The sequence below is a fragment of the Maribacter hydrothermalis genome, from assembly GCF_001913155.1.
Classification (GTDB): Bacteria; Bacteroidota; Bacteroidia; order Flavobacteriales; family Flavobacteriaceae; genus Maribacter; species Maribacter hydrothermalis.
On the sequence record NZ_CP018760.1, the window covers coordinates 2267201 to 2288073 of the forward strand.

Annotated in this window: 19 protein-coding genes; 11 read left to right on the forward strand and 8 right to left on the reverse strand. The window is 33.0% G+C overall.

What is annotated here, in order from left to right:
* The first annotated feature begins 50 nt into the window (after nucleotides 1-50).
* The 8 genes from BTR34_RS09700 to BTR34_RS09735 all read left to right on the forward strand — a co-directional run bounded on the left by BTR34_RS09700 (nucleotide 51) and on the right by BTR34_RS09735 (nucleotide 9360).
* Nucleotides 51-440, forward strand: coding sequence for a VOC family protein (locus BTR34_RS09700; protein ID WP_068480783.1), 390 nt, complete (start codon nucleotides 51-53; stop codon nucleotides 438-440).
* 12 nt (nucleotides 441-452) lie between these two features.
* Nucleotides 453-1823: a methylmalonyl-CoA mutase subunit beta gene (locus tag BTR34_RS09705; RefSeq protein ID WP_068480786.1), complete on the forward strand. Its 1371-nt coding sequence runs from the start codon at nucleotides 453-455 to the stop codon at nucleotides 1821-1823.
* Nucleotides 1816-3990 (forward strand): methylmalonyl-CoA mutase, encoded by a 2175-nt coding sequence (gene scpA, locus BTR34_RS09710; RefSeq protein WP_068481840.1) that lies wholly within the window; start codon nucleotides 1816-1818, stop codon nucleotides 3988-3990. The genes BTR34_RS09705 and scpA overlap by 8 nt, the downstream gene beginning before the upstream one ends.
* 712 nt (nucleotides 3991-4702) lie before the next feature.
* Nucleotides 4703-7000, forward strand: coding sequence for a PAS domain S-box protein (locus tag BTR34_RS09715; protein WP_068480789.1), 2298 nt, complete (start codon nucleotides 4703-4705; stop codon nucleotides 6998-7000).
* A 7-nt stretch (nucleotides 7001-7007) separates the two neighbouring features.
* Nucleotides 7008-7421, forward strand: coding sequence for a response regulator (locus tag BTR34_RS09720; RefSeq protein ID WP_068480792.1), 414 nt, complete (start codon nucleotides 7008-7010; stop codon nucleotides 7419-7421).
* Between the two features lie 120 nt (nucleotides 7422-7541).
* Nucleotides 7542-7694, forward strand: coding sequence for a YqaE/Pmp3 family membrane protein (locus BTR34_RS09725; protein WP_068480795.1), 153 nt, complete (start codon nucleotides 7542-7544; stop codon nucleotides 7692-7694).
* Between the two features lie 255 nt (nucleotides 7695-7949).
* Nucleotides 7950-8756, forward strand: a complete 807-nt coding sequence (locus tag BTR34_RS09730; RefSeq protein WP_068480797.1) for a DUF6503 family protein — start codon at nucleotides 7950-7952, stop codon at nucleotides 8754-8756.
* A 148-nt stretch (nucleotides 8757-8904) separates the two neighbouring features.
* A complete protein-coding gene (locus tag BTR34_RS09735) occupies nucleotides 8905-9360 on the forward strand; it encodes a hypothetical protein (protein WP_068480801.1) in 456 nt (151 codons plus the stop codon).
* Nucleotides 9361-9432: 72 nt separating this feature from the next.
* On the opposite strand, the gene BTR34_RS09740 is transcribed toward BTR34_RS09735, so the two are convergent.
* Complete coding sequence (locus BTR34_RS09740; RefSeq protein WP_068480804.1) at nucleotides 9433-10677, reverse strand: MFS transporter; 1245 nt, start codon at nucleotides 10675-10677, stop codon at nucleotides 9433-9435.
* A gap of 238 nt (nucleotides 10678-10915) precedes the next feature.
* Between BTR34_RS09740 and BTR34_RS09745 the strand changes: the two genes are divergently transcribed.
* On the forward strand, nucleotides 10916-11488 hold the full coding sequence (locus BTR34_RS09745; protein WP_068480807.1) for a RidA family protein: 573 nt from the start codon (nucleotides 10916-10918) through the stop codon (nucleotides 11486-11488).
* A gap of 69 nt (nucleotides 11489-11557) precedes the next feature.
* On the opposite strand, the gene BTR34_RS09750 is transcribed toward BTR34_RS09745, so the two are convergent.
* Nucleotides 11558-12106: a hypothetical protein gene (locus tag BTR34_RS09750; RefSeq protein ID WP_068480810.1), complete on the reverse strand. Its 549-nt coding sequence runs from the start codon at nucleotides 12104-12106 to the stop codon at nucleotides 11558-11560.
* A 29-nt stretch (nucleotides 12107-12135) separates the two neighbouring features.
* Nucleotides 12136-12732 (reverse strand): hypothetical protein, encoded by a 597-nt coding sequence (locus BTR34_RS09755; RefSeq protein ID WP_074472126.1) that lies wholly within the window; start codon nucleotides 12730-12732, stop codon nucleotides 12136-12138.
* 109 nt (nucleotides 12733-12841) lie between these two features.
* Between BTR34_RS09755 and BTR34_RS09760 the strand changes: the two genes are divergently transcribed.
* The gene (locus BTR34_RS09760) at nucleotides 12842-13414 is read left to right on the forward strand and encodes an RNA polymerase sigma factor (protein WP_068480816.1); all 573 of its coding nucleotides are present in this window, start codon (nucleotides 12842-12844) and stop codon (nucleotides 13412-13414) included.
* A complete protein-coding gene (locus BTR34_RS09765) occupies nucleotides 13411-14148 on the forward strand; it encodes a tetratricopeptide repeat protein (protein ID WP_083612617.1) in 738 nt (245 codons plus the stop codon). The genes BTR34_RS09760 and BTR34_RS09765 overlap by 4 nt, the downstream gene beginning before the upstream one ends.
* On the opposite strand, the gene BTR34_RS09770 is transcribed toward BTR34_RS09765, so the two are convergent.
* The 5 genes from BTR34_RS09770 to BTR34_RS09790 all read right to left on the reverse strand — a co-directional run bounded on the left by BTR34_RS09770 (nucleotide 14128) and on the right by BTR34_RS09790 (nucleotide 20871).
* Nucleotides 14128-16899: a CHAT domain-containing protein gene (locus BTR34_RS09770; RefSeq protein ID WP_198037225.1), complete on the reverse strand. Its 2772-nt coding sequence runs from the start codon at nucleotides 16897-16899 to the stop codon at nucleotides 14128-14130. The two genes, BTR34_RS09765 and BTR34_RS09770, sit on opposite strands and share 21 nt — an antisense overlap.
* A gap of 162 nt (nucleotides 16900-17061) precedes the next feature.
* The gene (locus tag BTR34_RS09775; protein ID WP_068480826.1) at nucleotides 17062-17688 is read right to left on the reverse strand and encodes a hypothetical protein; all 627 of its coding nucleotides are present in this window, start codon (nucleotides 17686-17688) and stop codon (nucleotides 17062-17064) included.
* A 224-nt stretch (nucleotides 17689-17912) separates the two neighbouring features.
* Nucleotides 17913-18620 (reverse strand): hypothetical protein, encoded by a 708-nt coding sequence (locus tag BTR34_RS09780; protein ID WP_068480829.1) that lies wholly within the window; start codon nucleotides 18618-18620, stop codon nucleotides 17913-17915.
* A gap of 11 nt (nucleotides 18621-18631) precedes the next feature.
* Complete coding sequence (locus BTR34_RS09785; protein WP_068480832.1) at nucleotides 18632-19072, reverse strand: hypothetical protein; 441 nt, start codon at nucleotides 19070-19072, stop codon at nucleotides 18632-18634.
* Nucleotides 19073-19086: 14 nt separating this feature from the next.
* Complete coding sequence (locus BTR34_RS09790; protein ID WP_068480834.1) at nucleotides 19087-20871, reverse strand: OmpA family protein; 1785 nt, start codon at nucleotides 20869-20871, stop codon at nucleotides 19087-19089.
* Nucleotides 20872-20873: the final 2 nt, after the last annotated feature.

Sequence of the window (20873 nt, forward strand, 5' to 3'; positions counted from 1 at the left end):
TTTTAAAAATCAAATCTTAAAGTGTGTTTGGCGAGTTGCATAAATAGCTTATGAATTTAAATCAGGTAACAATTCCGTCTATTGATTTGACAAAATCAATTCCGTTTTACGAAAAGTTAGGAATGCAATTAATTGTAAAAGCGTTACCTAATTACGCAAGGTTTCAATGTCCAGACGGAGGTTCAACATTCTCTATTCATCAAACTAATAATTTGCCAAAAGGAGAAGGCATTTATGTTTATTTTGAATGTATGGACTTAGATAATTTTGTTGTTGAGCTTAAGGAAAAAGGAATTGAATTTGAGCAAGATCCTACGGACCAAACATGGTTATGGCGAGAAGCAAGATTAAAAGATGTTGATGGAAATCAACTTATTTTGTATTATGGTAGTGAGAATAGATTAAATCCGCCATGGCGTATAAATAGTGATAGTATTTAAATAAGTTAAAAAATGAGTAATATTCCTTTGTTTAATGAGTTTTCGGCTGTTTCTGCAAAGGAATGGAAACAAAAAATTCAGTACGACTTAAAAGGTGCAGATTATAATGAAACCCTAGTTTGGGAATCTCCAGAGGGGATTAAAGTAAAACCTTTCTATCATTCAGATGATGCTGTTCCAACTCCAAAAAACTTAACAAGTAAGTCCATTTGGAAAGTTGGTCAATTTATCTACGCGGGTAATGCTACTCTAGCAAATGAAAAGGCTTTAAAAGCACTTAAGAGAGGGGTAGAGAGTTTGTCATTTACGATTCCTTCTGAAGAAATAGATATTTCTAAGCTATTAAAAAACATAGCAATAAATAGTATTCCCGTTTATTTGAACATGGAGTTTTTATCACAAACTTATGTTCAATCTATTTTTGAATTAATAGGCCCGGATAATGAGAATATTCATTTAAATGTTGATGTTATTGGGCACTTATCTAAAACTGGAAACTGGTTCTCGAATCTAGCAAAGGATATTTCTACCCAAGAAAACATATTAAATGGTAAGTTTAAAAATGTGTTAAGTGTAGATTCTTCTTTGTATCAAAATGCGGGTGCGGACATGGTGCAACAATTAGCATATTCCTTAGCCCATGCAAATGAATATTTAAATCTATTTTTCAAGAAAGAAAAGCAAGTATTCAATATTACCTTTAAAGTATCCGTTGGGACTAATTACTTTTTTGAAATTGCTAAAATAAGAGCGCTACGGTTATTGTGGAAAACAGTAGCAGCGGAATATAACGTAGCTACAGATTGTCATATTATAGCAACTCCTACCAAAAGAAATAAAACGCTATACGACTACAACACTAATATGCTACGTACTACAACAGAATGTATGGTAGCAGTTTTAGGCGGAGCAGATACAATTGTTAATTTACCTTATGATGCCATTTATCATAAAGACAATGAATTTGGAGAACGAATTGCTATAAATCAACTTTTGTTGTTGAAAAACGAGAGCTATTTCGATAAAGTAGAAAACCCTGCTGATGGCGCCTATTACATTGAAAGTATTACAAATCAATTAACAGAAAAAGCACTGTTATTATTTAAATCAATTGAAAATGGTGGTGGGTTTTTAAAGCAACTCAAAGAAAATACCATTCAAAGAAAAATACAGGAGAGTGCTGAAAAAGAAATGTTACGATTTAAAGAAGGGCGAGAAGTTTTAGTAGGCACTAACAAGTATGTAAATGAAACCGACTTAATGAAGGATAATCTTGAATTATATCCTTTTTTAAAAACCAAGACTAGAAAAACATTAATACAACCTATTCTAGAAAAACGCTTAGCTGAAGATGTTGAACAAAAAAGATTGGATGATGAGTAGGAAAGATTTAAGTCATATTACCTTGAGTACGGATGGTGATTCTAAAATAATCGGGGTCACTGAGCGTAGCCGAAGTGAGGCCTATGAAAATGCGGAGAAAATCATTTTGAAATCTGCTTTTTCAAAAGAGGATATAAAAGAAATAGAACACCTAAATTTTGCTGCGGGTATACCGCCATTTCTTCGTGGGCCTTATTCCACAATGTATGTTCGCAGACCTTGGACTATTCGCCAATACGCTGGTTTTTCTACAGCAGAAGAGAGTAACGCATTTTACCGCAGGAATTTAAAAGGTGGTCAAAAAGGACTTTCGGTAGCTTTTGATTTGCCAACCCACCGTGGTTATGATAGTGACCATGAACGAGTAATTGGTGATGTTGGTAAGGCTGGTGTGGCCATCGATTCCGTTGAGGATATGAAGATTTTGTTTGATGGAATTCCGTTAGATAAGATGTCCGTTTCAATGACTATGAATGGTGCTGTTTTACCAATTATGGCATTTTATATAGTGGCTGCAGAGGAGCAAGGGGTTGATAAAGCATTACTTGCAGGAACCATACAGAACGATATTCTTAAGGAGTTTATGGTGCGTAATACCTATATCTATCCACCAAAACCATCTATGCAATTGGTGGCTGATATTTTTGAATATACAAGTCAGTTAATGCCAAAATTCAATAGCATTAGTATTTCTGGGTACCACATGCATGAAGCCGGTGCTTCCGCGGATATTGAATTGGCATATACGCTTGCAGACGGATTAGAATATATTAAAACCGGACTAAAAGCGGGTTTAAAGATTGATGATTTTGCTCCGCGATTATCTTTTTTCTGGGGTATAGGGATGAATCATTTTATGGAGATTGCCAAAATGAGAGCGGCAAGAATGTTGTGGGCAAAATTGGTGAAGCAATTTAACCCCAAGTCGGAAAAATCGCTGGCCTTACGTACGCATTGCCAAACTAGTGGTTGGAGTTTAACAGAGCAAGACCCATTTAATAATGTTGCTAGAACTACTATTGAAGCTACTGCTGCCATTTTAGGTGGTACACAAAGTTTACATACAAATGCATTGGATGAAGCTATTGCGTTGCCTACAGATTTCTCTGCCAGGATAGCTCGTGAAACTCAAATTTTTTTACAAGAAGAAACGAAGATTACTAAAACTGTTGACCCTTGGGCAGGCAGCTATTATGTAGAATACCTAACCGATGAGTTGGTAAAAAAGGCTTGGGTCTTAATGGAAGAAGTAGAAGAGCTTGGGGGCATGACAAAAGCTATAGAAGCAGGAATTCCTAAACTGCGCATAGAACAAGCAGCTGCTCGTAAACAGGCTCGTATTGATAGTGTAAATGATGTCATAGTTGGTGTTAATAAGTTTCAGTTAAAAGAAGAAGACGATCTGCAGATTCTAGAAGTTGACAACCAAGAAGTGCGTAGACAGCAATTAGTGCGCTTAGCTTCTATAAAAAATACAAGAGATGAGAATGCTGTGAATAATGCTTTAATAGAATTAAAAGAGGCAGCTAAGCTAAAAATGGCGGATAATGACCAAAATTTACCTGCAGATAAAAATTTGCTTGCATTGGCTGTAAATGCAGCTCGCGTTCGTGCTACTTTGGGTGAAATAAGCGCTGCATTAGAATCGGTTTTTGGTCGCCATAAAGCAGTAATTAATTCTTTTTCTGGGGTGTATTCTAAAGAAATTAAAGATGATAAAAGCTTTTTAAAAGCAAAAGTATTATGTGATCAATTTGCAGAGCAAGATGGTCGTAGACCTCGTATTATGATTGCTAAAATGGGTCAAGATGGGCATGATAGAGGAGCTAAGGTTGTTGCTACTGGTTATGCTGATTTAGGTTTTGATGTTGATATTGGACCTTTATTTCAAACTCCTGAAGAATCAGCAAAGCAGGCAGTTGAAAATGATGTGCATATTTTAGGTGTTTCATCTCTTGCGGCAGGGCACAAGACATTAGTGCCCGCAGTAATTAAAGAATTAAAAAAATACGGTAGAGAAGATATTATGGTTATTGTTGGTGGCGTAATACCTAAGCAAGATTATCAATTTCTATATGATGCTGGTGCCACTGCTGTTTTTGGCCCTGGGACCAAAATTAGTGATGCCGCAATTCAATTGTTAGCTATTCTTATTGAAAAAGAATAGCTGACAATAAGAAGCTTGTTATTTTTCATCTTCTTGCTGGGTCTATTTTAGATATTTCAAACAATATTTATTGAACGATAAATTTCCAATGGATGGGCTTACCAATGGGGGTTACTTCTATGATAAAGAGTTGATTAGAAAGATAAGAATTTATTAAAATATTTGTAGAAATTTGGTTGTTGAGCATATGTATGGTTTAAGTATTACCATGCTGTTTATTCATATCCGAAATTATTAGAATTAAATTGCTCAGCAATTGATAACTACCACATGGTCAGTCTTTAAAATCGAAAAATATTCTAAAAATTCTGTTTTTAATTAAGAAGCTTAGAAAGAAAAAAGAATAGTTTTTTATATAAAATTTGTAAATAAAAATTAAAGTTGAATAAGATGTGACTACCATGAAGAAACAGTTTTGAATAATAAAGGTGCAAACCAAATCTCTTGTTCAGATAAAGGCCATCAATTAAGTAAATACCCAAAGTTTATTGTGTTTGTATGCTAATTGGCTTTTAAATTTTAAATGAAGGTTTTAAAGTAAAAAGACTCATTTTTTAAACTGTAAAGAATTGTCTGTTTTATTTTATAAAATCTATTTTTATATACTATAATTCTCAAAACGAAAGTTCTTTTGTGTTTATCATTTTGTAGATAGGTAAACATCAGTTTTTTATTACTATTTTTAACATATATTCTTGTTAAAAATCGGAAATTGACTACACGTAAAAAAGATACTGAGCTACAAGAAATACATCATCAAATATTTATTGAGCAGGCACCTACGGCAATAGCTATGCTAAATACGGACATGGTTTATTTAGCAGCATCCCAACGATGGTTAAAAGACTTTAAATTAGTGGATGAGAAAATAGTTGGCCGGTCTCATTATGATATTTTTCCGGAGATAGGGGACGATTGGAAAGCTAAACATCAACTATGTTTAAATGGCGCTATAGATGTTTGTGATGAAGCTCCTTTTTATCGTAAAGATGGCTCAATACAATGGATTTATTGGGACGTTCGGCCATGGTATAACTCCAATGGTGAAATTGGTGGTTTGCTCATGCATACAGGAGATATTACTATACAAAAAGAAAAGGAACTCGAGAAAAAACGTTTTGAATCTATCTTAAAAGATACTAGTGAAATTGCTCGTATAGGAACTTGGGAAGTTGAATTAGGGAACAATGATGTAATCTGGAGTCAAATAATCTATGATATTCATGAAGTACCTGCGGATTACAAACCAACTTTAGATAGTACTTTGGAGTTTTGTGAAAATGATAAAAGTAGAAAACTGGTTGAAAATGCTCTAAATGATATTATTGTAAATGGAAATGAGGTTAATTTTGAGTATGAAATTAGGACTGCCAAAGGAAATCTAAGGTTCCTTAAAGTAATTGGTAAAATAGAATATGTTGATGGTATTGCTTCTAGATTGTTTGGTATATTACAAGATGTTACTTCATTGAAACATTCTGAACAACGCTTAAATAAAGCGCATGCTGAACTAGAGGCAATTTTTAATTCTAAATATACCGCTATTATTACTACGGGTAAGGACGGAATAATTAATAGGTTTAACAGTGGTGCAGAACAATTATTAGGATATACCGCCAAAGAAATGGTCGGATTAAAAAAACCTAGTGTTTATTTACTGGAAGACGAATTAGAACAGTTTAAAACAGATATGATTTTAGAATTTGCTAAAGATTCTACAGATAGCAATTTCAACTATAGAAACGAGAATGTTAATGATACAAGACAATGGACCTTTGTAAGAAAAAACGGAACCACATTTCCCGTATTATCAACCATAACGGCCGTTAATGATAAAAAAGGTTTAAATGAAGGCTTTATTGCGGTTGCTACCGATATTTCAAAAATTAAGGAGGTAAAAAATGAATTGCGCAGAAAAAACGATTTATTAATTTTAGCCGAGCAAATTAGTTTAATGGGACATTGGCAGTGGAATACTGTTTTAGACCATGTAAAGTGGTCCCAAAACCTCTATACCTTAGTTGAATTGGACGAAAATTTTATTGATTTAAAATTTGACACGTATTTTGGGTTTGTACATCCAGAAGACAAAGAGATAGTAACTACTTATTTCAATAAAGCTGCAAGTGATAAAAAGTTCTATAATTTTGTACACCGAATTATAACTACAAGCGGAGTTGTTAAAACAATTCAATTAATGGGTAAAGTCATTACCAATGAAAGTGATGAAATTGTTGAAATGATTGGAACGGCGCAAGATGTAACCGAAGCTAAAAAAGCAGAGCAAAAGCTCATAGAAGCAAAGGAAGAATTAGAAATTATAGCTCATAAATTATCGCATCAAAATAAACAACTTGCAGATTTTACACACATCACTTCTCATAATTTAAGGGCGCCTGTAGCAAATCTTAATTCATTATTGGAGATTTACAACTTATCAGAAAATGAAAAAGAACGACTAGATATCTTCGATAAATTTGAAACCGTTACACACCATCTCTCATTCACATTAAACACCTTAATTGAAGCATTAAAAACTAAGATTAGTGATTCTGAAGAAGACCTTGAAGATATAGATTTTAAACAAGTACTTCAAAATACGAACGAAATTCTAAGTGGTGTAATTTTGGAGTCGGGAGCTATAATTAACAGCGATTTTACACAGGTACGCAGTATCTCCTATAATAGAATTTATTTGGATAGTATTTTTCTGAATTTAATAGGGAATGCCATTAAGTATAAATCAGAAGATAGAATACCAGAAATATTTATAACTTCAAAATTAGAAGATGGTAAAATTACCCTTACTTTCAAGGATAATGGACTAGGTATTGACTTAGACAGACACAGACATAAGTTATTTGGTCTAAATAAGGTTTTTCATAGACACCCAGACGCAAAAGGGGTGGGTCTATTTTTGACAAGAACTCAAGTAGAAGCAATGGGTGGCACTATCTCAGCCACCAGCCAAGTTGATAAGGGTACAATTTTTACAATAAACTTTAATTAAGCTTACTATGGATAATATATTAAAAACGTGTATTGTTGATGATGATTCTATTTATAGATTTACTATGGTCAAAACACTTGAGTCAACTAAATTTCCTATGGATATAATGGTCTTTTCTGATGGAGAGGAGGCTATTAATTTTATGTTAGATAATATTGATGAAAATTCAAAATACCCTGATGTAATTTTTCTAGATATTGATATGCCTATTATGGACGGCTTTCAATTTATGGAAGAATACATAAAAATAAAGCCAAGAGTTGGAAAAAAAATTACCATTTACATGGTTTCGTCTTCTTTGGATCCAGTAGATATTGAAAGAGCCAATAATATTAGTGCAATTTCCGATTATATTGTAAAGCCTATTGGAGTAGGGAGGTTAAAAAAGATTATTGAAGAATTATTAGAGGAGCGAAAATAATTACGATATAGTACTATAGTTTTTGTTGGTGGTATAATGTTTTAAACTAGTATTCAATTGAATTGAGTTAAGCTAATCTACTAAAGACCTCTATTTTTGAGGGAACCAAAAAATTAGATTATGTCTTTACTTACTATAATTTTAAATATTCTTTTACCGCCATTAGCTGTTTTTATGAAACATGGTGTTGGTACTACACTCCTAATAAGTATATTATTGACTTTACTAGCTTGGTTGCCAGGAGTAATCCACGCTTTTATAGTTAATCAATAACGATTATCTTAGATAAAATTTAAATTAGAATATTTTTTAACTAATAATCTGAATAAATCCTCAATACACAATTGATGACTTATTCAGATTTTTTTTGTCTCTGCTTCTATTTCCATTAACTTCAAATTAAAATATTGCTTTTGACAAACCAATGTTTTCAGTAATAACTTTGAATCGTTAGTAGTATGTTCCTTTTTCGACCAACTATTTTTAATTGAATATGTAGTTATAAACTAAACACTAATTTCGTAAATAATGAACCAGGTAATTAAAATCGCTATCATTTTTCTGCTACTTGCGGTAGGGTGTAAAGAGCTAAATAAAGAAAACCAAAATGATGATTCAACGGGAAATTTAACACAAGAAAATCCCATGAATACGGCTGATACTATTGTCAAGGAAGCTATTAAAGTACATGGCGGAACATTATATGACAGTGCAGCTTATCAATTTACGTTTCGCGAAAAAAAGTATTCTTTTGATAATAGAAATGGGAATCTCTATACCGTAAGTTCAAAAGATAGTTTAGGAAATACGATTGTAGATATTTTACAGGGAAATAGTTTTGTTAGAACAGTAAATAATAACGCAGTAGAACTATCCAAAAAGGATGTATCGAAATATAGTGAAGCTTTAAACTCGGTTATTTATTTTGCTACATTACCTCATAAATTAAATGACAAAGCTGTAATAAAGGAAAGCGTTGGGGAAGCGATCATTAAAGGGGAAGATTATGATATTATAAAGGTTACTTTTAATAAAATTGGTGGTGGTAAAGACCATGATGATGTTTTTATGTATTGGATAAATAAAAAATCTCATTATATAAATTACTTGGCCTATAGCTATAGTGTAAATGAAGGCGGTGTTCGTTTTAGAAGTGCCTATAACCCAAGAACTATAGATGGTATTCGTTTTCAAGATTATATTAATTGGGAGGCTCCAATTGGAACGCCATTAAAGGACTTGCCGGCAATGTTCGAGAAAGAACAATTAAAAGAACTATCAAGAATTGAAACAGAAGAAGTTCAAAATTTAAATTCCGGGAGTTCAGTAGAATAGATAGCTTTACAAGAGCTTATTTAAACGATATTGATATATTAAAGGGAATACTATTTATTTAATGTACATATTGTCTTAGTAATTATTCCATATTTTTATTGTAATTGGCTAGTTTAAAATTCTTCATTAGTAATACTCAAGAGAAATCATGGGAGTTAATGACATTAATAAAGCAAAAGAATTAACATACAAGTTTGCAATGCAAGAAGGCCGGCAACCTAGAATTATGATTACCGACTTAAGCGAAGTTGGTCAGGACAAAGATGTTAAAAAAAGAGGGTTAAAATTTGCAAATTTAGGTTTTGATGTAGATATATGTCCGCCTTCTCATAATCCTAGAGCTCTGGCTAAGCAAGCGGTAGAGAACGATGTTCATTATATTTGGTTTTCTTATAAATCAAGTAATAATATAGTCTTCGTATCTAAAATAGTAGAAGAGCTTAATAGCTTCGAAAGAGGAGATATTGGTATTGCTATTGGTGGTGAAGTACAGCAAAAAGAATATGAGCTTTTAATAAAAGCAGGGGCAACTGTAATATTTGAACAAAACTCAAAAATTAGTGATGCAGCCATTCATATGCTAGAACTGCTTTTGGATAAGTAATAAAATGGGTGTAGATTAAAAAAATGCCGAATAATATTAATCATTCGGCATTTTTTGTAACTAGTTTTTTTATTATGCCGTAGCAACTTCTACTTCACTTTTTTTGTTTTTCAACCAAAAATAGAGAATGGTAAATAGTACTATTAAAATTGCAGGGAATAGCACCATTGTCCCTAAAGTCTCTTGACCAGAAACCAATTCTAACTCATCGCCAGTTAAGCCCTGTGCCTCTGCAGCTGCTCTATCAGCATCAATCCATCCGCCAATAATAGGTTGAAAAATAGAGGTCGAAAACATACCAATTGCACCAATAATTGACATACCAAGGGCACCTGTTTTAGGAGTTTTAGTTGCCGCTAAGCCAATCATGTTGGGCCAAAAATAAGCGATACCTAATGCAAATATTACAGCTGCAACATAAGCCATTGCTCCTGTTTGGGTACTAAATAAATAGATTCCAATAGTTGCTAAAACGGCAGAACCTAAGAGCACACCTGTCTGGTCAAATTTTGCTACCATATTACCTCCAAAATATCTTGCAATAGCCATTAAACCAGCAGTTAAAGCTAAAATTAATGTTGGTTCAGCACCGCTTTTTGAAAGGATAAGTCCAACCCATTGGTTTGGTCCAAATTCAGAAATAGCAGTAAGTGCCATACAAACTGCAATAAATAAAAATAACGGCGTAAACATTCCTTTTAAGTTTCCACTAATAGTAGCAGCCTCTTCAATTTTAGCTTTAGGCCAAGTTTGACCATAGAATAAATAAGCATAGATAACAGCTGGTATTAAAAGCAACCATACTTGGCTCTGACCAATAATACCGAAATCCGTCATAAAGCCAGATAATAAGCTTCCTACGGCAATACCGCCAGGAAACCACATATGAAACCGATTTAACATTGTACTCATTCTATTACCTTTGTATGCATCAGCAATCATTGGGTTACAGGCAGCTTCGGTACAACCGTTACCAAGCCCTATAAGTAAGTTGGCCACTAATAGGCCCATATAACTTTCAGAAAAAATTAGTAATAAAATACCAATAGCATGTGCAAAAAATGCAAATTGCATAATTACTTTTCCACCTACTTTATGATATATTAATCCTCCAATTACCATGGCAATTGGAAAACCTGCAAACCACATTGAAGTAATTAATCCGGCTTGACTTGCGCTTAATTCTAATTCTGTTTTAAGTTGGTCTAGAATACCTGCGGCAATCGCAAAAGAAAATGCGGTAGTAATTAAAGCGAAACAACTGGCATAAAATAGCCTATTCGCATTTACATTAGAATTTGTACTGGAACTTTCCATATTTGTGTTGATTTAGTAGTTGTTTTGGTTAATTTGCTAAACTAATAAAAATGAAATTATAACAACACTTTTTTAGTAAAATGATACCTTAAGTACGACAGATTGCACAAAATATAGTTTTTACCTAATTTTAATTGTTTTTTGTGTAATTCTATTTTGGGCTTTTTTACCCATATGGTGTTGATTATGAGGAATTAGATAACCTAGCGTATTAATTGCGAAAACTAATTTAAAAGCTATGAAATATTGTATTTGGATTTATTTGCCATTTTTAATGATAAGTTGTGCTGATATAAACAAAGGTTTAGACCGGGAAGTACCATCTGCTGAAGTAAAAGCACACGAAGATTACAACCCAGAGGCAGCATTGGATAGTCTAGGAATTGTTTTAAGAGATCAAGGAACTCCTGTCGCAAATTATGTACATGCTGTAAAAGCAGGGAATCTTATATTTTTAGCAGGAAAAGGACCAAAACAGGCCAATGGCGAAAATATTGTTGGGAAATTAGGCGATGGCTTAACTGTAGAACAAGGCTATCAAGCGGCAAGAGAAGTGGCTATTAATCAGTTATCTGTCTTAAAAGCGGAGCTTGGCAATCTTAATAAAGTAAAAAGAATTGTAAGTGTACACGGTATGGTCAATGCAGTACCAGATTTCAAAGACCATTCTAAAGTAATTAACGGGTATTCAGACTTAATGGTAGCTGTTTTTGGTGATACTGGAAAACATGCACGTGCCGCAGTGGGTATGGGTTCATTACCTGGTAATATTGCAGTAGAGGTGGAGATGATTGTGGAAGTTTGGGAATAGCATAATCAACAACAAAAAAAAAACGAGATTTATATCTCGGTTTTTGCTTGTATACTGATAGTAGATGTTTTAAATAATTTTTCCTCGGTGAGAAATGGTAATCGTATAATAGACTGTTTTTGTATTATTAGATTGTGACCCTGTAATAAAATAACCAAATTGTTCTTTTGTGATTTTCACATTAGAAAGTTCTACATTTTGACTCCAAGTATGAAATTGCATTTTGACTTTTACGTTGTTTCCAGAAGAAGAAATCGAAATGCTTTCTACGGTCTTTTTACTTTGAAAATTATTTCGGTCGTTAAATGCTGTTTCTACATTTTCAATTTTTAAAATATCTCCTTTTGTTAATTTTAGAGGTCCCGAACCAAATGTGGTAAATGGCAATTCTACATTACCATCTTTTTTAACTGTTGATGAGCTTATATGAGCATTAAAAATAAAACCTTCATTAATTTTGGAAACTAAGCGCTCAAAAACTGTATTAATATACTCAAGGTTTTCAAGCGTAATAGTTGATTTTAATGCCTCTGGATTATCTGCTGCCTTAGTACTGTTAAAAGTGAATACAGCTAAAGTAACTAACCCTAATAAAATTGTTTTCTTGTAATTTTTCATAATTTCTGTTTTTATAGTTAATTAAAAATTTATTCGAACCATATTTTTGATATCGCTAGGTTGCAACCTGTTTTACTTCTAGAATCGAATTGAAGTCTTATATAGTCGATATCAGAAAATGTGAAGCCTTCACCTTTTGGTTTTATTTCCGTGAATGGTATTGTGAATACAAACTTACCCTCACGAGCCGGCACATGTTTCCCATAAGCTGCATAGCCGTGGTTAGTGAATAGGTTTAGGTTAATGCCGTTTACCGTACTCTTTGCTTCAAATTCAACCTTTAAAGATTTGTAATTGCTAGCGTCTATATTTAGTGGCGCATTACCATCTTTATTGACGCCATAGTTTATATAAGTAGTGCCTCGAGTGTCATAACCGTAGCTCATGACAAGGATTCCTTTTTCAACGCTTAGTTGCATGTTATGCCCAAATGGATTTTGATTGAGTTTCGCAAACACTTGGCGGTTTTGACCAATAATATGATCGCCCGTTTGTAGTTTTCTGCTTTCACTCATATCAGTGAAAATCAAATTGGATATTTCACCAGTTGTAAAATCATCAATAAGAAGTTGCGCATTTATTGTCATGGATACTGTTAGAACAATTAAGGTGATCAGTTTTTTCATTTCAACATAGATTTTGGTTACTGCTATTCATGTAGTTCACGTCAAAAGGTTAACATTGGTTTTAATTATTTACTTTTAAGTGTTAACTATTTATCCGTAAATACATTAAATGGAAAATCATTCAGATGAAACTTTATTTCAAGCACTTAAAGAAGGCTCTGAATCTGCTTTTAAAAAGGTATATGAAGATAATCGTGAGCTGTTCTTGAATTTTGCAAGGAGATATTCACTGGCAGATGAAGAGGTGTTAGACGCATACCAAGATGCTTATGTGGCATTGTACGAGAATATTCAGAATGGAAAACTAACAACATTAAAAAGCTCCTTAAGTACCTATTTAATAAGTATTGGTAAGTATAAAATAATGGAGCGATTAAGAAAAAGAAATAAACACACCAATAATGAATTGTTATTAAATAGAGTAGAGGAAGAAGATATAGTTATTGAAGAATTTGATATTGATAATCATGAGTTATCAACTGAGCAAAAATTATTAAAAAAGTATTTTGATACTTTGGGAGAAAAATGCCAAAAGATATTAACGCTTTTCTACTACCAACAATACAACATTAAAGAAATAATGGCAGAAGGAAATTACAATAGTGAAAATGTGGTTAAAAGTCAGAAATCAAGATGTTTAAAAACATTAAAAGAAGCCATTAACAATGCCTCCAAATTATGATGGATAAAGAAGAATTAGTATTAAAATATTTTGACGGTTCTTTAACTGAAGAAGAGAAAGTTGTATTTGATCAGCTGGTAGAAAGTGATGCTGAATTTAAATCGCAAGTTGAATTTGAGAAGGATGTTAAATCTGTTATACGAAATAAAGAAAATGACAGTCATAAGAAAAAACTACAAGGTTTTGAATCGGAATTAAGCGGTGGATCCACCCAGAAAAATCGAACTTTTTGGAAACCACTTAGTATTGCTGCGAGTATTGCTTTATTGATAGGTGTAAGCTGGTTTGTTTTTAATTCTGATGTGTTTAATGGAACAGCGGAATTGTATGCCTCTAATTATGAAAAATACCCTAATACAGTGTATACCATAACTCGTGGCGATGCTACGGATGAGTCATTGGAGCGTTTAGCTTTTGAAGCCTATGAAACCAATGATTATGATGCGGCTATTACATATCTTACTGAGTTAAAAGAGAAAACCAGGTTAGATTATGTAGATTTTTATTTAGGCCAAGCTTACCTTGCTAAAGGAGCTAATTTAAAAGCGATAAATAAATTTCAAGAAATTATATCTATAAATAGTGAGTTTAAAGATGAGGCCTATTGGTATGCCGCACTTTCGCATCTTAAATTAGATCAAAAGAAAGAAGCTGAAATTTTGTTAATGGAACTAGTCAAGATGGGTACTTATAAAATGAAAGAAGCAACGGATTTACTTGAAAAACTGAACTAATTTCTTTCTTCCTAGAAAAATTAGTATGACAATAATTATACCTCCGTACAAATACCATTGCCATTTAGATGAGGTAACTAAAGGTTGGGTGTTTCCTTGAATAATGTAACCAGACCAATAATACGGGTGTGCTAGTCCATTTTCGCGATTCTTTTGTAGAAAGGAAAGTTTGGCATCTCTTAATGATGCATCTTTCGTTTTTCCATCGGCTAAGTTTTCATAAAACATACCCATGAGGTTGGCTGATGAATTATCATTTACTTTCCATAGTGTACTTGATATGCTTGCAGCTCCACTATAGAAAAATCCTCTTGCCAAACTTAAAAAACCTTCACCTCGTTTTAACTCGCCTATTCCGCTTTCGCACCCGCTTAGGGTAACAAGACTAGCATTCAAGGTTAGATTATATAAGTCTTTAACAAAAAGTAAATCATCAGATTCCTTTTTGGGAGTAAAAGCTAAATAAGAATATTCAGGATTTTCATCATCAAAAACCGCATGTGTTGCTAAATGTAATACCGAATAATCTGATAATGACGAAGTGAAATTTTGAAGGGTAGCTTGGTCATTTATAAAAGACTTTCCTTTAAAGGAGGTTAGAATATGTTCAACTTCGTTTTTATTATGCGGTAAATTGCCCAAAATATGAGAACGACTGCCGCCCGTAGGTCCGTTAGAGTCAAAACTAGGTGCAAAGGCAAGAAGGTTAGTACTGGTTTGTTCTTTACTATTTAATTGAGACCACAGGGTAGCAGAGTTTACATAGCTAAGGTTTCTATCTTCAATCAAGTAACGATTTTCTTTATCATTAGTGACTAAACTGCCAAAAGGAATATAGTTTAACAACCCATCTGGTGCTAGTATTATTCTTTCTTGAGGATGTAATTTTAAAATTGGATGCAGTAATTTTTGATAAATTGTATAACTTAATTTAGAAAGAGAATCCAGGTTTGATTTCGGATTCGAAAGCAAGGCATGTAAGTCATTTATATCACCTTCAAGTTTTGGAGTAATTTCAATTTTTTGAAAAGATTTCTTATTTTTTGAAATTGCAATAGCGTATATATTTTCATTTCCATAGAACCAAGAAACAAAGAGTTCATTTTCGGTAAGGTTGTTTTGAACATCTTGGAGTGATAAAATTTTGCTATTATACTTTAGATCAAAATAGGTAGGGTAGTTTGTTTCTACATCAACTATTAAATTACGAAGCTCTTGATTTAAGCTGAAAAGGTTATCCTCAAGTGAAGAATTAGAATTTTCAGAAGAAGTGAGTTCCTTTTCAACTAATGTAATTTTGTTTTTTAATAGATTTTCCTGTTCTCGAATTATTTTAGGAATGTTTGCAAATTCTGTAGCTTGTGAAGATAATAGCGCTTCCATTAACAACACCGATTTGCTTTTTTCTGAATAACGAAACGCCTCATCAATATAATAATCATTTTCAGATGTTTTATATAGGGTATATGTGGATTCCATTCCCGACTCAAAAAGCGGATAGGCATTTTCGATTAAAAAAGCTTTATCCCTGTCATTTTTAAATGATGGTTTTGACAAATCAATTGTAGCGATGGCCGTTTCAATTACATTAAAGTTCGCTAAGTGGTCATCATGGGTGCCTTTTTTCTTAAGAACGGTAGATTTTGAAAGTAGTAGTGGTAAAACCTCTTGTTTCTGTAAAACATTAGTTGGATCAGGATTATCCAAAAAGGAATGTGAATTAAAATCATTTCCTAAATTAATTAAGCCTTTTTGATAGTTATCCAAGGCTTTATCCCACAAACTTTGTTTTTCATAAGTATCCCCTATCTTCTTATAAATAAGAAATTTATTTACATCTGGGGTTACTTCTAGGGCTTCAAAGAATGTCTTGATGGCTTCATTCAACTTATTTTCAGTAACTAGGATATCTCCTTTTGTAGAAATGTAGCTGAAGTTAAATGGATCTTTTGAAGCTTTATATTTTTCAATTTTATTCAAATAAAAATATGCGCTGTCAATTTTACCTAAGACATTATATATTTTTGAAAGCATAAGGCTGGTGGTAACAATACTATTTCTTTTGCTTTGATCATAACTGTCTTCTGCAGCACTAATGGTTTTAATAAAAATTTCTTTTGATGAGGTATACTTCTTCTGAGTATATAAAGAACTTGCGTATAGGTTATATACCTTGTCCAGACTTTCATTTTCGTGAGGTAAGTACTCTTTGTAAAGGCGAATGTTTTTTTGGTAATATTCATCTGCAACTTCAAACCTGTCTCCTTCCGCATTTATATTGGCAATAAAACTATAACATGTAGATAAAAAACTTAAGTCATCTGCGCTCTCTTTATACTTGTCCGTTTTAGTTAAATCAGCGATTATTTCCTCGAAATAAAATTGAGATTGAACATAGTCTCCTACTTTGTGGTAATAGTTTCCTTTGTTATAATTAAGGTAATTTATTTGATCATCTCCGCGGTTTGGTAAAGTGTCCAAAACGGAGCCATTATTTTGAATGTGATAATCAATGGTCTTTATTGTTGATTTTATTTTATCGGTATCATAATAATATCCGGCTGCAAAACATACATAATTAAGATTGTCAATTAAGGTAATATAGTCACCCTCTTTGAGTGCTAATTGATACATTTCGTTATAATAGAAGTAAGTGGAATCCTTGTTGGTGTAGAAAAAAATACTTGCCTTATCTTCCAGTGTTTTCAACCTTTCCTTATAATCTTGCCCAGAAAGCAAGATAAAATTCAATAAGAAGAATGTTGAAATAAATTTTTGGACATTCATTTATAAGAAGATCTGGTTTTAAGAAAGATACAAAATTGATAAGTATCTTAATAGTTGTTATGTACCACAGTTACAACTAAAAAACCCCTAGAAGGGGTTTTGACTTTTTAATAAACTTTAATTAGATTAATTAATGTAAGATTCTATAGAGAATGGCTCAAAAGCTCCATCTTTAGTTTCTCCGCTAGCTTTAACAAGAATTTGACCTTTATAGTCGGCTGTATTAAATTTTAAATGGATATAATTTAAATATCCTTCAAAGTCGTTTAAGGGTTTTGGATATCCTTCTGTACGTGCAATAACATTGTTATTTTTATCATAAATTTCTATTCGAAATGTTTCATAATTAACAGGTAAGGTAACAATTTCTAAGCCTTCCCAAAAGTCGTTACAATTTCTCGGCCTTGGACAAGGTGGTAACGGTTTGGGACCTTTTTTGTAGACCTCATCTAGGTATCCTAAAATTAAACGCTGTTCATTTAGCGCAGTATCTTTTTCTAGAGTAGCTTCAACATACCTTTCTTTCTGAGCATTTGTAGCTTGTCCTAAGTCCAAAACCATTTTTAAATCTTTAATTTCCGCCTCGAGCATAGCTATATGGAAATCTAGGGATTTAGCCTTAATGTCCTCTGAGAATATATAATTTGTTTCTGTTAAAATGGAATCCTTGCTATCAATGTTTCCATGATAGTCTTTAATGCAAGATGAGAATATAACGACAGAAAAAAGAGATAGTAGAATTTTTGTTTTCATAATTTTGAAATTTATAGTTTGTTAAAAAAAGTTGGTCAAAAGGATATACTCAAAAGTATGTGGTTTACTATTTATTGACTATGAAATATGTAACTAGTGCTGTAGGTTATGTAACAATGACTTTTTTCATACCTCTGGTTTAACTTATTATTTATAATTAATGATACCAGAAGAGAAAGGTTAACACCCTTCATTAATTTTTACTAATGAGACTAGAATTTCTATTAGCTGTGCTTAAGAAGCACAATGCCGTTATTCTTATTTTCAAATGTAGATTCATTAAAAAATGTTTCAAACGCTTGCTTTAAAACCTCTCTTAAATTTTTAGAATATTGTGTATTAATTTGTTGTTGGTCTTCTCTTTCAAGTTTTCCGCTTATGGTTATTCCTTGTACTTTAAAATGAATGCCGTTAGCCGTTTTTTCTGGATCTAATAATAAGCTTAAATATATGTCGCCAGACCATTGTACAGTATGTGGCGACGAATCTGAAGTTCTATGAACACATGAGAAATCATTTAGTCGACTTCTAATGTTGATAGTGTCTAACGCATTGAATTTTAAAGTCAAAAACACTTTCCCGTATTTATTAGCTCTAAAATTAGTTTCAACACTTGTGGTAGGCTCAAAGTTGTATTTGAAGTATATTGGGCCAGCTTGTCTATTTCCCGCTTTTGGTATTGGTTTTTTTACTGTGGTAGAGTCAATTTCCGGTGCAATATCTAGCTTATTTTTTATTTGAAGGGTAGTTTTGGCATCATACCAATTTAGTTCAGCTTTGTCTTTTAAGAAAGTTAGATGAATGTTGTTTGCTGTTTTGTTATTTAAATTTTCAACAAGACTAATAACTTCGTTTTTTGTTATTGTTTGACAGTAACTTATGGTTATCATTAACATTAAGGATATATGTGCTACTATATTTTTCGTATTCATGATTTTCTAGTTTAATACGTGGTATTTTTAAAATGGTCATCAATTTGCCGTTTAGTATATATTCTTTGGTATACATGGGTAAAACCATCAATCATGTTATCTTTTATATATAATTTTTTGTTGCTAACAGTAAATGAACCCCAAAAAGTGAATTTATCTTCTATATGAATATTGTAAACACTATCTATACTGCTATAAACCGATTTCGATTTCCTTAAATGAAAATTTGACAAAGATTTTAAGGAGTCTTTTAAGTAGGCCCTGAATTTACAGTCCGATGAAAATAAAATAGCGTCGTGATTGTAATTAGAATGACCATATCCTGCAATTCCCCCACTTATCCTAACAAGTTTCCATCCACCAAATAAACTGTCTGGCGTTGATTGTGATGATAAGCCGTTTAAAAGGCAAAGGTTAATAACTAGGAAGAATATTAGTGTAGTTTTTTTCATCGTAATTGGTCCTCTTAATTTGGCAATATCAAAACTTCTACACGTCTGTTTTTTGATCTATTTTCTTCTGTGTCATTTTCAACCAAAGGCTTAGATTCGCCTAATCCCATTTCTTTCCAACGAAAACCACTACTAGGTATAAGTTTCTTTAATTCTGCTGAGACACTTTTGGCTCTCGCCAGTGATAAATTTTGGTTGGTTTCTGCACTACCTACATCATCTGTATGGCCCTCGATTATTACATTCCCTTTTTTAAGAACCGCAATATTTTCAGATAGCTTTTTTAATGCAACTAGTCCCTCTGGTTTTAAGTCAGATTTTCCTGTTTCAAATAGCACCTTGCTGTCAAGATTTAAGCGCATGGCGGCACCAATTGCAGCAATGGCGTCTACATCTGCCCCGGGTAGTCCACTTTGTTTTTTTAAATCGGTAAGACGTACATAGTAAAATAGTTCGCCGGGTTTTACAAATGTTGAAATATCTACTTCGGCAACACCACCATCAATTTTGCCTACATGAATCCAATTTTTTCCATCTTTGGATATTTCCAAATCGGTCGGTTCAATTTGCCCTATTTCAAAAATGTAAAGGTCAGGACCATTTACATCGGTCAATGCATTATCAGTGAATTGAACCGTAATGCCGCCACCTAAGCCAAGACTATGAATGCCTGTAACATCTTCCATGTCAAAACCTTTTAGGAAATCTGGTTCTCCAAGTACATTGTTAACTTCTTGGGTTAGTAAAAGTGGGTGATTGGCTTTTACAACTTCATCGGCAAAAGATAGTTTACCCAAAGGCAGATAAACTGCTTTATTCATGTGTCCAACATATGTTTCCCCAGCCTCTTCTCCAAAATAGAGGTCGGGATTTAATTTTTGAAATTTGTCTTTGGCAGCTTTTGCTTTTCTCTCAAAATCTTTTTGAAATACTTTAACGATTTTTTTACGATATTCAATTGTTTTTTGATACTGTGGACTCGCTTTTAACGCGCCAGATGAGATGTCATTTTCAGTTTTTTCGAGATCAGCCAAAACCCGATTTGCTTCTTTAACACTGTGCAATTGTCCCGTTACTTTTTTTAATTGTTCCATTTTCTGTTTCTCTTCAACACTAGGTGGAACCTCATTTTTACGTTCAATATCACGCATGACATAGCCAGCTTCGGTCAAGTCTAATTTTTCCATAATATGGGTGCCCGCTAAAGAGTCAATTGTTTTAAGTTTTGCCATTGTGGCCTCTGGACCAGATTCTGCTTGAACGGTTAAAATGGCCTCTTCTAAAGAAACTCCTGTTGGTGTATTTTTCGTTGATAACTGCTCTTTTGAGAGTTTGCCTTTTAATTTTGGTTCATTGTAAATTTCAATTTCTCTATTATTCATTGCTTCTTCGGCAAGAATTTTAAGGCTATCGGGGTTGTTTATGAGTTTTTGCATATCCTCCCTAGATACTCCGCTTGCTTCTAACAGATCAAGAATGGCATCAGTTTTTAATAGGTCACCAAAAGAACCTAAGTCTTCTGAGCCTTGGCTGTCAGCTCCACTCATTTGTAATAGCTTCTTTAAAGCAATAGCTTCTGGCGAGTCATTATCAGAGTTCTCATCACTACTGCCCATATCAAACAGGCCGCCTAATTGCTCCATTGATTTTTCTAGATCATCAGTAGAAATATTGGTTTCATCTTTATTGCTATCAGGTCGTATTTCTGAATTTTCTTCTGTGGCCTTTTCATTGGTTTTATCCTCACCACAAGAAAGAATAAGTAAGAATATACAAAGAAGTATTAAGTAGTTTTTCATGA

Coding starts and splice junctions, on each gene's coding strand:
- BTR34_RS09700 (WP_068480783.1), top strand. CDS start 51: ATGAATTTAAATCAGGTAACAATTCCGTCTATTGATTTGACAAAATCA.
- BTR34_RS09705 (WP_068480786.1), top strand. CDS start 453: ATGAGTAATATTCCTTTGTTTAATGAGTTTTCGGCTGTTTCTGCAAAG.
- scpA (WP_068481840.1), top strand. CDS start 1,816: ATGAGTAGGAAAGATTTAAGTCATATTACCTTGAGTACGGATGGTGAT.
- BTR34_RS09720 (WP_068480792.1), top strand. CDS start 7,008: ATGGATAATATATTAAAAACGTGTATTGTTGATGATGATTCTATTTAT.
- BTR34_RS09725 (WP_068480795.1), top strand. CDS start 7,542: ATGTCTTTACTTACTATAATTTTAAATATTCTTTTACCGCCATTAGCT.
- BTR34_RS09730 (WP_068480797.1), top strand. CDS start 7,950: ATGAACCAGGTAATTAAAATCGCTATCATTTTTCTGCTACTTGCGGTA.
- BTR34_RS09735 (WP_068480801.1), top strand. CDS start 8,905: ATGGGAGTTAATGACATTAATAAAGCAAAAGAATTAACATACAAGTTT.
- BTR34_RS09740 (WP_068480804.1), bottom strand. CDS start 10,677: ATGGAAAGTTCCAGTACAAATTCTAATGTAAATGCGAATAGGCTATTT.
- BTR34_RS09745 (WP_068480807.1), top strand. CDS start 10,916: ATGAAATATTGTATTTGGATTTATTTGCCATTTTTAATGATAAGTTGT.
- BTR34_RS09750 (WP_068480810.1), bottom strand. CDS start 12,106: ATGAAAAATTACAAGAAAACAATTTTATTAGGGTTAGTTACTTTAGCT.
- BTR34_RS09755 (WP_074472126.1), bottom strand. CDS start 12,732: ATGAAAAAACTGATCACCTTAATTGTTCTAACAGTATCCATGACAATA.
- BTR34_RS09760 (WP_068480816.1), top strand. CDS start 12,842: ATGGAAAATCATTCAGATGAAACTTTATTTCAAGCACTTAAAGAAGGC.
- BTR34_RS09765 (WP_083612617.1), top strand. CDS start 13,411: ATGATGGATAAAGAAGAATTAGTATTAAAATATTTTGACGGTTCTTTA.
- BTR34_RS09775 (WP_068480826.1), bottom strand. CDS start 17,688: ATGAAAACAAAAATTCTACTATCTCTTTTTTCTGTCGTTATATTCTCA.
- BTR34_RS09780 (WP_068480829.1), bottom strand. CDS start 18,620: ATGAATACGAAAAATATAGTAGCACATATATCCTTAATGTTAATGATA.
- BTR34_RS09785 (WP_068480832.1), bottom strand. CDS start 19,072: ATGAAAAAAACTACACTAATATTCTTCCTAGTTATTAACCTTTGCCTT.
- BTR34_RS09790 (WP_068480834.1), bottom strand. CDS start 20,871: ATGAAAAACTACTTAATACTTCTTTGTATATTCTTACTTATTCTTTCT.